Origin of the sequence: Algoriphagus machipongonensis (assembly GCF_000166275.1) — a bacterium.
GTDB classification, from domain to species: Bacteria; Bacteroidota; Bacteroidia; order Cytophagales; family Cyclobacteriaceae; genus Algoriphagus; species Algoriphagus machipongonensis.
Genome location: NZ_CM001023.1, coordinates 3,563,187 through 3,575,644, shown reverse-complemented (window position 1 = coordinate 3,575,644; position 12,458 = coordinate 3,563,187). Strand labels below are relative to the sequence as shown.

11 protein-coding genes are annotated in these 12,458 nt (G+C 39.5%); 2 read left to right on the top strand and 9 right to left on the bottom strand.

The features are described from left to right. Positions 1–15: 15 nt before the first annotated feature. The 7 genes from ALPR1_RS15025 to ALPR1_RS14995 all read right to left on the bottom strand — a co-directional run bounded on the left by ALPR1_RS15025 (position 16) and on the right by ALPR1_RS14995 (position 7,461). The gene (locus ALPR1_RS15025) at positions 16–993 is read right to left on the bottom strand and encodes a Kelch repeat-containing protein (RefSeq protein WP_008201941.1); all 978 of its coding nucleotides are present in this window, start codon (positions 991–993) and stop codon (positions 16–18) included. Between the two features lie 161 nt (positions 994–1,154). Further along, complete coding sequence (locus tag ALPR1_RS15020; protein WP_008201939.1) at positions 1,155–2,003, bottom strand: prephenate dehydrogenase; 849 nt, start codon at positions 2,001–2,003, stop codon at positions 1,155–1,157. Then, positions 2,000–3,154, bottom strand: a complete 1,155-nt coding sequence (locus tag ALPR1_RS15015) for a pyridoxal phosphate-dependent aminotransferase (RefSeq protein ID WP_008201938.1) — start codon at positions 3,152–3,154, stop codon at positions 2,000–2,002. The genes ALPR1_RS15020 and ALPR1_RS15015 overlap by 4 nt, the downstream gene beginning before the upstream one ends. Next, the gene (locus ALPR1_RS15010) at positions 3,154–3,978 is read right to left on the bottom strand and encodes a prephenate dehydratase (protein ID WP_008201937.1); all 825 of its coding nucleotides are present in this window, start codon (positions 3,976–3,978) and stop codon (positions 3,154–3,156) included. The genes ALPR1_RS15015 and ALPR1_RS15010 overlap by 1 nt, the downstream gene beginning before the upstream one ends. A gap of 3 nt (positions 3,979–3,981) precedes the next feature. Beyond that, positions 3,982–5,223: a 3-phosphoshikimate 1-carboxyvinyltransferase gene (locus ALPR1_RS15005; RefSeq protein ID WP_008201935.1), complete on the bottom strand. Its 1,242-nt coding sequence runs from the start codon at positions 5,221–5,223 to the stop codon at positions 3,982–3,984. Between the two features lie 10 nt (positions 5,224–5,233). Further along, entirely contained in the window at positions 5,234–6,277 is a 1,044-nt protein-coding gene (gene aroB / locus ALPR1_RS15000; RefSeq protein ID WP_040303717.1) for a 3-dehydroquinate synthase, read from the bottom strand. Between the two features lie 86 nt (positions 6,278–6,363). Further along, positions 6,364–7,461: a chorismate mutase gene (locus tag ALPR1_RS14995; RefSeq protein ID WP_008201931.1), complete on the bottom strand. Its 1,098-nt coding sequence runs from the start codon at positions 7,459–7,461 to the stop codon at positions 6,364–6,366. A 524-nt stretch (positions 7,462–7,985) separates the two neighbouring features. Between ALPR1_RS14995 and ALPR1_RS14990 the strand changes: the two genes are divergently transcribed. Together ALPR1_RS14990 and lysS are read left to right on the top strand one after the other, a co-directional pair. Then, on the top strand, positions 7,986–9,167 hold the full coding sequence (locus ALPR1_RS14990; RefSeq protein WP_008201929.1) for a proline dehydrogenase family protein: 1,182 nt from the start codon (positions 7,986–7,988) through the stop codon (positions 9,165–9,167). Positions 9,168–9,275: 108 nt separating this feature from the next. Continuing rightward, positions 9,276–10,982, top strand: a complete 1,707-nt coding sequence (lysS, locus tag ALPR1_RS14985; protein WP_008201928.1) for a lysine--tRNA ligase — start codon at positions 9,276–9,278, stop codon at positions 10,980–10,982. An 88-nt stretch (positions 10,983–11,070) separates the two neighbouring features. Here lysS and ALPR1_RS14980 read toward each other — a convergent pair whose 3' ends face one another. Both ALPR1_RS14980 and ALPR1_RS14975 read right to left on the bottom strand, forming a co-directional pair. Further along, complete coding sequence (locus tag ALPR1_RS14980; protein ID WP_008201926.1) at positions 11,071–11,508, bottom strand: response regulator; 438 nt, start codon at positions 11,506–11,508, stop codon at positions 11,071–11,073. A 162-nt stretch (positions 11,509–11,670) separates the two neighbouring features. Beyond that, positions 11,671–12,423, bottom strand: coding sequence for a DUF4197 domain-containing protein (locus tag ALPR1_RS14975; RefSeq protein WP_040303711.1), 753 nt, complete (start codon positions 12,421–12,423; stop codon positions 11,671–11,673). Between the last annotated feature and the right edge of the window lie 35 nt (positions 12,424–12,458).

The window sequence follows — 12,458 nt, the reverse complement described above, 5'->3', positions numbered from 1 at the left end:
GGAAGTGAGGAACTATTATTTGTTTTCCCATGGAAGCATCTCAATATTATTCAGTTCAGGGCCACCGCCTCGATTGGCCGAGCCTGCAGCTACATAGATTTTTCCCTGGTAATAAACGACTCCCGTTCCATGTCTTCCCTGATTTAAATCTGGTAATCTTGACCAAGAACCGGTTCGAGTGTCTAATGCTTCAACTTCAGCATGCGCAGGAACTTGAGCAACACTTTCTCCATTCATGACGATAAGGTAGGGGCCAACCGCAACATTGGATGTTCCTGCTCGCTCAGTGGGTAATGGTTTAGCTACTGTGTGCCAGGTGTTTGTTTCAAAATCAAAATAATCCACTTCCGGAACAGTGAGGTCTAATACTTTTCCAATCACTGCAGATGACTTTCTTCCACCCGCGACATAGGCTTTATCATCAATCAATGTGGCGCTAAAATGATCTCGGGCTCTTGGTGCATCTGGTAAAACTGTCCATTTTCCAGTAGCAGGATCATATTCATCAAACCATGTCACATGTCCATCCCAATGTCCATCTATGATTCCGCAAACCAAATAGATTTTGCCATCTCTAGTAAAAACACCTGTAGATCCACGAAGTCTATCTTTTGGGATTTCAGGGCCTTCTCTCCATTGGTTCGTTTTTGGGTTGAAAATCAAGAAGTTTGGGATAGGAGTTTCATGAGGATATCCTCCTGTGAATGCTCCGATTACATAGATTTCATGGTTTAAAGATATCGCTTGGAAATGATGGAAATTCATTGGAACGTCCGCAAGTTGTTTCCAAGTTTTCGTTTCAGGATCAAATTCTTCCACAGGACGGTCAGCTCTGCCTCCCAAGGCATAAAACTTTCCATCGCACTCCACAAATGAATTTTCATGTCGAGGAGAGGCCTCGTTTTTTGTGTCCAAAATGATCCATTGATCACTTGACTGAGCAAAAGAACTTATTGAAAATAAAATCGCTAGAAAAAATAAAATAGGCTTCATGATATTTTAGGTTAGTTGAGGTTATGAAAATACAAAAATTAGAATTGCTTTAATCATTCATTTATGTCATGAATTAAAATGTTGCGAGCTAAAAAAGTTTCTATCAAAAAAAACGTCACCTATCGATTCGATAAGTGACGTCTTGTTTGCATCCAGAAAACCTATTTTCCAAGTTCTAGAATATCTCTGATTTTATTTATGGAAGCCATTTCATCAAACAGTTCTTTTGTTTCTCCCTGGGCTATTTTCTCCCTGAATGAGGAAAGATTTGCAATGTACCCATCTAAGGCGTTCAAAATATTCTCTTTGTTTTCCGTTAAAATTGGAGCCCACATAGCGGGGCTAGATTTTGCAAGCCTCACGGTTGAAGCAAAGCCAGATCCTGCCATATCGAAAATGTTCTTTTCATCAGCCATTTTCTGCAATACGGTTTGACCTAACATGAAAGAAGATATATGAGAAAGATGGGAGACAAAAGCCAAGTGCCTGTCATGCTCTTCTGGGTCCATGAACCTAAGTTTTAAATTAAGTGCATCGAAGAGCTCATAAGCTTTTTCCTTGAGGTGAAGATCTGTTTTCTCCAATTCGCAAATAATCATCACTTTCCTGTCCAATAGATCTTCAAAAGCTGCTTTTGGTCCTGAATATTCCGTTCCTGCAATTGGGTGCGCTGCTAAATATTGAGATCTTTTTGGGTGGCCTGCAGTCAGTTTCGTTAAGGAAGATTTGGTTGACCCTACATCAAAGACCAATGTCTCAGGCCCAATCTGATCTAAGGTTTTTACTAATAGGCCTCCTAAAGTATCTGCAGGCGTAGCTAAAATCACTAGGTCTGTATCTAAATCCGGAGTTTCTTTCACCTCCGAAATAATACCTAAGGTGAGCGCATCTTTTTGATTTTTTGGATCGATGTCAAAACCTGTAATGACTAAGTCATTTAGTTTCTTTTTGGCTCCAAGAGAAAAAGATCCCCCTAGAAGACCTAGTCCGATGATGTGTATTTTTTTCATGATGATGTTTTTATGCGGTGGAAGGCTTCTAAAATTTTGAATTCAGGCATACAAAGTGAAATTCGTACGTGATTTTCTCCCGCGGGACCAAAAATCCTCCCAGGTGTGATAAATATATGGTGTTCGTAAAGCAAATGGTCCACGATCTCATCTGCTGTTTTTCCTTCAGGAACTTTACACCAAACAAACATTCCAGCAGAATTCTGGTCGTAACTTAATCCTAATTTGTCAGCAAGTTTCCAAACCAGTTTTCTACGGTTTCCATAAAGCTCTTGTAGATCGTCAAACCAGCTTTGGCCTAAGTTCAATGCAGTGATGGCTCCTTTTTGAAGTCCCAAAAACATTCCCGAGTCCATATTGCTTTTGACTTTCAATACTTTTTGCAACCAATCCGCTCGACCCACCAACATCCCGATTCTCCAACCTGGCATATTGAAAGTTTTGCTCAAAGAGTTTAGCTCCATAGCAACATCTTTAGCGCCGGGAATACTTAAAATACTTAGCGGTTCTTCGGTAAGAATATGGCTATAAGGATTGTCATGTAAAAGGACGATTTGATGCTTTTTTGCAAATGCCACAAGTTCCTCAAGAATTATTCTCGAACCTTTGGCTCCAGTAGGCATATGCGGGTAGTTTATCCACATCAACTTTACCTTGCTAAGGTCTCTCGATTCCAGTTCCTCAAGATTAGGTCTCCCGTTTTTATGTAAATCCAAGGAATAATATACTGGGGAAGCTTCCAATAATTTTGTCACCGAAGCATAAGTAGGGTAGCCTGGGTTTGGTATTAAAACCTCATCGCCTGGATTAAGAAATGTCATGCTCAAATGCATAATTCCTTCCTTCGAACCCATGAGTGGTAGGATTTCAGTGTTTGGGTCTAGACTGACTCCATAGGATTTTTGATAGTAGTTGGCAATGGAAACCCTCAACTCAGGGATGCCCTGATAGCTCTGGTAGCCGTGAGATTGCGTATTGTCAACAGTATTTTTCATCGCTTCAATGACTTTGGGGTCAGGAGCGAGGTCTGGGCTTCCAATGCCTAAATTGATCACTGCTTTTCCTTCAGAAATCATTTTTGAAACTTCCCTGAGCTTAGCAGAAAAATAGTACTCCTCAACTGTTTCGATTTTGCTTGAAAATCCTTTCATTATTTTCTGCTGATATATTCTCCGAAAATTTTCACCTCACCGAAGCGTTTTTGTATCTCAATCATGGTCTGTTTGAATTTTACATAATCCTCAAACACAGTATCCATAAAGAATGCATACTCCCAAGGTTTTTGTATCACTGGAATGGATTGAATTTTACTTAAATCCAGGTCATTATCACTCATTAGTGTCAATAGTTTGGCAAGTCCCCCTTTATTATTTTGAATAGTCACTTTAATGGAAGCTTTATTCGGGTTGGACGGGTTTGTCTCTTTTTGGCTTTGAAGAATGATAAATCTCGTGAAATTACTTTGAACTGTTTGAATATTCTTGCCGATGATTTCTAAACCATAAATTTCAGCTGCAATACTGGAGGCAATAGCTCCGATTCCTGTCCATTTTTCAGTAGCAATTTGCTTGGCTACTGCTGCTGTATCCACATCGTCTTTTAAGATAATGTCAGGATATTGAGCAAAGAAAGATTTACACTGAAGTAATGCCATGGGATGTGAACGAACTTCATGAATGTCTTCAATTTTCTGACCTGGTAAGGCCATGAGCTGATGTGCAATCGGTAGGTAAAATTCATCCCTGATCGTCAGTTCATATCGATCAATTAGTTCATAATTGGGTAAAATTGCTCCCGCAATTGAGTTCTCAATAGCCATCACAGCGAAATCTGCATCACCTGTGGCCACTGATTTTGCTACTAGTTCAAAAGTGTTGAAAGGAAGGATTTCTGTTTCTTCACCAAAATTTGCCAAAGCGACTTGATGGTGAAAGGATCCTGGGACTCCTTGAATGGCGATTTTTAAATTGCTCATGGTTTAGGCTTGATTAACCAAGGTAATACCTACAAGTTCGCAATGCTTCCAAAAACTAGGATAGGATTTGTTTACTACTTCAGGGTCATCAAAAACCACTTGGGTTTTAGTGACTAAAGGCATAAATGCCATGGCCATTCTGTGATCTTCATAAGTATGGATTTTTACTTCTTGTGGCATTGTCACGGAAGGAATCACTTGATATACCTCTGTTTCTATCTCTTTCAGTTCTGCATTGAATTTTGCCAACTCTTGCTGAAGAGCTAAAATCCGATCGGTTTCTTTGATTTTTAAACTTTCCAGCCCTGTGAAAATCGCATTTTGACCTAGAATGGCGCAGGTTACAGCAACTGTCTGAGCCAAATCTGGACAGTGGGTAAAATCCCATTCCTTTAGGCCTTTTACCTCTTGTTTTTGTAGTAAGACGCCCCCTTCTTTGAACGTGCTTTTTATTCCAAGAAGGTCCATGATTTCTACGATTTTGGAATCTCCCTGCAGGCTGTTTTCTTTCAAGCCTTCTAAAAATAAAGACCCTGAATCTGCACATGCAAGTAAACTAAACCAATAGCTTGCTCCAGACCAATCACTTTCTACCGCGAAGGTGGTTGGTTGATACTGCTGTGAATCAACAGAAATTTTATTGCCTTTCCACTCATACTTGATGCCAAATTGAGCCATCAACTCTAAGGTCATTTCAATGTAAGTTCTAGAACCAACTTTCCCTTCCAACTCCAGTTCCAGGCCTTTTGGTAAAGTCGGGGCAATCATCAACATAGCCGAAATGTATTGAGAAGAGACATCTCCTCTGATTTTCACCTGATTCGTGGTTTGTTCACTTAAGCCGTGAATTGCCAATGGAGGATAGCCTTCCACTCCCATGTAATGGATTTCTGCACCCACTGTTCTTAATGCATCCACCAATATTCCTATAGGCCTTTCGCACATTCTAGGAGTACCGGTCATTACTTTATTTTGATTGGTTGCTGCCGCAAAAGCAGTTAAAAACCTCATGGTGGTTCCGGCATCCAAAACATCAAAAACCGGAGGGTTTGTCTGCAGCAAGCGGATCATAGTTTGAGTATCTCTTGCCTCTGCCAGATTGGAAATTTTATTGCTTACCTCAGTGAGAGCATCAATGATCAAAACTCTGTTTGATTCACTTTTTGAAGCGGATAGGGGGATAGTGACAGTTGAGAAATCACTTTTTTGGTTCAACTGCAAATGTTCTTTGGTATCGGTACTCACGGGAATTGGTTTAAGACTTTGCTAGGTTTTTATAATAGTATATGGCTTCCTCAATTTCGTTTCGGCTCACGGGAATATTGTAGCCGCAATCTCCAATTTCATTAAGCAAGGAAAACATCAGGACAGAACCTTCATTTTTCTTGTCTTGGAGACAAAGATCAAGAATCGGAGAGAGATCCTTTTCCTCGAAATCGAATTTGCCATAAATAGTCAGAAAAAAATCGGTAAGAATATCTAATTCTGACTTACTCAAATCTAATTTTTGATAAGAAAGATATCCTTCGGCAATCATGCCGATAGCGATGGCCTCACCATGAAGCAAGTGCTTTGGGCTATCAAGAAAATAGGATTCAAAGGCATGTCCAATGGTATGTCCAAAATTAAGTATTTTTCGAAGTCCTCCTTCTTTTGGATCCTCTTCGACCACCTTTTTTTTGATTCCTACGGAATGTTTTATTAGGTCCATCCAAGATTGGTTTTCCCAATGATGGATTTCGAGTTTTTCGAAATAATCACGGTCTTGGATTAATCCGTGTTTGATGATTTCCGCATAACCAGAACGTAGTTCCTCAGCGAGGAGAGTGGTTAAGAATTCAGGAGAAATCATCACCGTTTCCGGTTCATTGAAAGTACCTAAATGATTTTTTAGACCTTCAAAATCCACTCCTAGTTTTCCGCCTACGCTTGCATCTACTTGAGAAAGAAGCGTAGTGGGAATATTGATAAATCGAATCCCTCTTTTATAAATACTGGCACAAAAGCCACCCATATCACCTATGACTCCACCGCCAATATTGATAAATAGAGCTTTTCGGTCAAGACTTGCCTTAGTCATGGCAGACCAAATATCAGCACAAGTACTCAGGTTTTTATTTTTTTCTCCTGCCGATACTGTGTGAAAAAAGGTGTTCTCAGGGAAAACAGATTTTACTTTGGGCAGACAATGCTGATTTGTGTTTTGATCTGTCAGAACAAAAAGTTGGGAAAAGGAAATGCTTTTAAGCACTTTTTCCAAGTCTGAGGCAATAGCGGTAGAGAAAATTACTGGGTCCACAGGAATTGATTTGAATAGAAAAGGGGTAGGCAAAAGTTTTGGGCGGACAATTCCGCCCAAAACTATAAATTGCTTAGCCTGTGTATTTATTTTTTAACAGCTTCAGATTCGCGAAGTTGTTTTTCCTGACGCTTCACTGATTCTTCATGAATAGAATAAAGTAACTCCTTCATAAATTTCTCACTTAGGTTTTTCTGTACTCCTTTTTGAGTACGGCTTTCCATTACGTCTTTCCATCGATCAGATTGGAATACAGAAAGGTGATGTTCTCTTTTGTGGGCACCGATTTGATCGATTACTGCGAATCTTTCCTGAAGGATATCCAACAATTGATCATCTAAGTGATCCACTGCTCTTCTAAGGTCATTAAGACGCTCATTTGGCTGCTCAGATTCCAATGGTTTCTTGAAGTCAATGGCAGCAAGGATTTCTTTCAATCTCTTTGGAGTCACCTGCTGCTTGGCATCAGACCATGCATTGTCTGGATCGTGATGAGTTTCGATCATCAATCCGTCTAGACCGAAGTTCATTGCCTTTTGAGAGATTTCAAGAATCCCGTCTCTTTTACCTACAATGTGGCTAGGATCATTGATTACTTCCATTCCAGTCCAAACACGCTTCAAGTGCATTGGCATAGACCAGTTTGGCTTATTTCTGAATCGCTTGTCATAAGCATCAGAGAAACCTCTGTGAATTGCTGCAAGTTTGGTTAACCCAACGGCATGGAATCTCTCTAATGCACCCATCCATAGGTCTAAATCTGGGTTCATTGGGTTTTTCACCATCACAGGAATATCAGTTCCTTTTAATGCGTCGGCAATTTCCTGAACAGCAAATGGGTTTACTGTAGTTCTTGCACCTACCCATACTACATCCACTTTGTTTCGAAGGGCAATTTCTGCGTGAGCAGCATTTCCAACTTCCACAGTAATAGGGATGTTAAGGTGATGACGAACGATCTCCATCCACTTTAAGCCTTCTTCTCCAATACCTTCGAAGCTTCCTGGTCTTGTTCTTGGCTTCCAGATACCTGCTCTGAACATAGAAGGGATAACATTCTCCTCTTTCATTTCAATACAAATCTTCTCGATTTGCTCAGGTGACTCGGCGCTACATGGGCCGGCGATGATTAATGGTCCTGATAGTCCCAGGCCCCAGTCTTTGATTTGTTTGTGCGTTTTCATACGGCTAAGCATTAAATGAAAAAACCCGACTCTTTCGAATCGGGCTCTTTGTATAGTTTATTTTCTTTTAGATTTTGTCTAGACAATAGGCAGCTCCGATTCGATTTTGGCTTCGAAAGTAAAAGTAAAAGAAGGTAAAATAAATCGCTGCTGTGATTAACATGCCCCAAATGTAAGTGAGTACTTTTTAAAATCAAAATTAATTTTTCGTCCAAATTTTAATAAGTCCATAATTTAAGCCTGTTTTTCTTTTCATATTTTAAATTCACTGGTGGAAAGAAGGTAATTCAGAATAAAATTCTGTTTAGGTTTTAATTTTGTTTTGAATGTTCCTGAAATAAAATGAATAAATATTTGAGTTCGAATAGGTTATTTTTCTTTCTATGCTTTCCAAGGGATTGACTTTAATTAAGAGAATATATTCTCCTCTAGTAAAAAGCCAATAAAAAAGGAGTGCGTATTCTTAATCAAGGATGTCCCCCAAAAGTAGATTTTTTGATATCTTTGCACCTTATTTTATAAACATGTCCACAAAATCGTCTATATCCTTTGAGAATTTGGAAGTGGCCTTTGCCTCAAAATCAGATGCAGAGTTAAGAAAAATGCACCTAGTGTTTTCTTTACTCAATAATAAAGCACTATCTGATCTAGGTATTTCACTTACTCATATAGCTTTAAAATTGAAGCTGCCTATTAAATGGATCATGAAACAGACAATTTTTGGTCATTTTTGTGGTGGAGAGACAATTAAGAAAAGTATTCAGGCTTGTGAAAAGCTTTCTCAATTTGGTATAGAAGCCATCTTGGATTACTCAGTAGAAGGAAAAGGAGATGAAGAGAGTTTTGAGAGGACTACAGAAGAAATAAAACAGACCATGATCGAATCTGCAAAGACAGATTACATGCCTTTTGGGGTGATCAAAGTGACAGGTCTAGGAGATTATCACCACTTGATCAAAATTCAGGCTGGTGAGAAGCTTACTGCAGAGGAGCAAAAGGGCTTTGATAAAACTAAAGCGCGAGTGGATATGCTTTGTAAGACTGCTCATGACTTAGGTTTGAAAATATTGATTGATGCAGAGGAGTCTTGGTTTCAGGATACGGTTGATGCCATGACTTATGAGATGATGGAAAAGTACAACCGCGAACGTTGCGTGGTTTATAATACTTTCCAGATGTATCGCCATGATATGCTCGGCAGGCTTAAGAGCGCAAAAGAGGATGCTGCCCAAAAAGGATATTTCCTGGGAGCCAAATTAGTAAGAGGTGCTTATATGGAAAAGGAAAGGGAAAGAGCTGAAAAGTTTGATTATCCAAGTCCTATCCAACCGAATAAGTCTGCTACAGATCACGATTATAATGCTGGAGTAGAGTTTGCCATAGCAAACCATGAGAAAGTATTTTTAATGAGTGGTTCCCATAATGAAAATAGTAACCTTTTGGTGACTAGATTAATGGAGAAATATAACATTGACCCTGATTCGGATCAGGTTTTCTTTGCGCAGCTATATGGTATGAGTGATAATATCTCTTTTAACTTGGCGAATGCTGGTTATAGAGTGGTGAAATATGTGCCTTATGGACCGGTAGAGAAGGTAATGCCTTATTTGACTCGCAGAGCATCCGAAAACTCAAGTATTGCGGGACAAAGTAGCCGTGAGTTTGAGTTAATAAAAAGAGAAATGGCAAGAAGGAAAAAGCAGTAGAATGTACCAGCTTGCCCTAGGGAAGTAGGTTTTTAATTTGCAGTTAAATAGGCCACTTTCGATAACAAAAAGAATAAATAAAGAAGTAATAAATTTCAAATACAGAAAATGCAACTTTTGAGCGAACAGGAATTAGAGCGAAGAAAAGATCGGGAAGAATTGATGCGGTTGGGAATCAATCCCTATCCTGCGGAGGCTTTTCCTATCAATGTCACAGCAGAGGATATTCATAGAAACTACGAAAACCGAAAGAACGACTACAAGAGCATCTCTATAGCTGGACGATTGATGAGTAGAAGGATTATGGGGTCTGCCTCTTTTGCAGAAATTCAAGACTCTACTGGAAGGTTGCAGATTTACGTTCGTAGAGATGATATCTGTACTGAAGAGGATAAAACACTCTATAATACAGTATTTAAGAAGCTTCTTGGAATCGGAGATTTCATTGGTGTGAAGGGATATATTTTTACCACCCAAACAGGTGAGATTTCTTTGCATGTGACTGAACTTACTTTATTGTCTAAATCTGTGAAGCCATTACCTGTAGTGAAGCGAGATGAGGATGGTAATGTACACGACGGTTTCACGGATCCTGAATTAAGATATAGGCAGCGATATGTAGACCTTACTGTAAATCCAGAGGTCAAAGCTACTTTCAAAACCCGATCAAAAATTATTTCTACCATGCGTCGCTATTTTGATGATCATGGCTGGCTGGAAGTGGAAACTCCCATTTTGCAGGCGGTTCATGGTGGTGCGGCAGCACGACCATTTGCTACTCATCACAATACCTTGGACATGCCTTTGTTCTTGCGTATTGCAAATGAGCTTTATTTGAAGAGATTAATTGTAGGTGGATTTGATGGGGTGTATGAATTCGGTAAAATGTTCCGAAATGAAGGAATGGACCGTACGCACAATCCTGAGTTTACCTCCATGGAAATTTACGTGGCCTATAAGGATTATGTATGGATGATGGAAATGGTGGAGGAGTTGATAGAACAGGTGACCGAATCCATTCATGGTAAGACAAAAATTAAAGTTGGAGCCAACGAAATCGAATTTGCAGGTCCTTATAGAAGGCTGACAATGTATGATTCCATCAAAGAATATGCAGGTATTGATGTGAGCAAGATGGATGAGGAAGGCTTGCGCAAAGTATGTTCTGAAATGGGAATCGCAGTAGATGATTCCATGGGTAAAGGCAAATTGGTAGATGAGATTTTTGGTGAAAAAGTGGAGGCAAACCTAATTCAGCCTACCTATATCACAGATTACCCAATTGAAATGACACCGCTGGCGAAAAAGCATAGAACAGAGCCAGGATTGGTAGAGCGATTCGAACTATTTGTCAATGGTAAAGAGATCGCCAATGCCTATACAGAATTAAATGATCCGATTGATCAAAGGGAACGATTTGAGGATCAATTAAAATTGGCTGCAAGAGGTGATGATGAAGCCATGGCTATGGATACAGATTTCCTTCGTGCCTTGGAATATGGAATGCCACCAACATCAGGGCTAGGAATCGGAATCGACCGTTTGACCATGCTTTTAACCAATAAGACCACGATTCAGGAAGTCTTGTTCTTCCCACAAATGAGACCTGAGAAAAAACAGGTGGAAATGACGGAAGAGGAAAAAGTAATTTTCGAACTTCTTAAAGCAGAGTCACCAGCCTCTTTGCCTGACTTGAAGGCTAAAGCAGGATTGAGCAATAAAAAGTGGGATGTTTCTATGAAAGGTTTGACGGGCAAAGGAGTTGCTAAAGTGACTAAAGAAGGGGATACCCTGACTGTCTCATTAGTAGATTAATTCGCAACAGATATAAATAAAAAAACCGGGCTGAAAAGTCCGGTTTTTTTTATGCTCTTAATGAATTGAAAGTTTTTTCAAAACCCAGTTAATTACTGTGGTAAAGGAAGTTGTTTTGGTTCGGGACGAAGTTTCCCCAATTGATTTGGAGTGCAAATTCAATGGATTGTTTGAGCTCTTTAAAATTACTTGCTTTTGGGACATAATAAGAGGCTCCTAATTCTAGAGATTTCTGAATGACTGAATCCTCCTTCGTAGTAGAAAGCATTATTATAGGTAATTTCATGTAGCGCTCGGATTCCCGAAGTGTTTTCAAAATATCCAGGCCATTCATTCCTGGCATATTGATATCTAGAAACAACAAGGCTGGTGATGGTGGTGGGTTTTCCAATGCCTGAAGCAATTGATCACCGTTCTTATGGGTGATAAGCCTGTAGTTTCCCCCATTCATTTGTATTATCTTCTTAAAGAATTCTAAATCATCCAGATCATCGTCTGCATAAAATATAGTTAATGTATCTCTCATTAGGTAGGGTGTCAGACACCAAGGTAGCAAAGTGGGGCAATAATCAAAAATATGTGAAGATTACATTTTAATTAATTGATTATCAGTCCCAAATAAATAAGAGGTCTCACCTGCTTCAGGAATGGGTAAATGTGCTTTAAACAAGGCTAATGAGGAAATAGGTTATGGTGTCGTTGTTCCTGAAGCTTTCTCGCGGTCAGCGTACCCAAAAACCTTTTGAAGTAATAAAGTGCTTCTTGAGGTGACATTTTCTCGGATTTTCAGTTCTTCTTTCGCGATTTCATAAAACAATCCGTCAATCGCTTTTTGTGTGACAAAGCTGGTGAGATCAGGGTCAATCTTTTTCACTAATGGCACTTTGTTATATTGGCTAACCACATCTCCCCAATATTTTGTGGCTCCTACTTTTTCTAAACTCCCTTCAATCACCGGCTTAAATTTAGTTTCCAATGAAGTGGTGGTTTTGTTTTCAAAATATTGGGTAGCAGCATCATTTTCACCCATTAAGATGTTTTTTACATCATTGATTGACATCTCTTTTATCGCAGCCACGAAGATAGGTTTAGCTTCTTTTGCAGCGTCTTCCGCAGCTCTATTGACACTAGTGATTACTTGGTCGCATAAATTCCCTAGGCCAATGGACCGGAGAGTGTTTTCAACTTTCTTAGCTTCTTCTGGAAATGCGATTTTGATTGCTAAATTCCCCAAATATCCATCTTCCTGAGAAAGTCTGTCAGATGCATAGCTCGTTCCATATTCCAAAGCCTGTTTCAGTCCAGAGTTTATTTCAGCTTCTGTCGGTGTGCCAAGCCCCACTTGACTACCCAACTGGGTTAAAGTATCGCAAGCAGCTAAAAATAGACTGGCTAGGATGCAGAGCTGAGCACCCCAAATTTTTATATAGTTACTTTTCATTGGTGTTGGTTTAAATTCTTGTGCATTTATCAAGA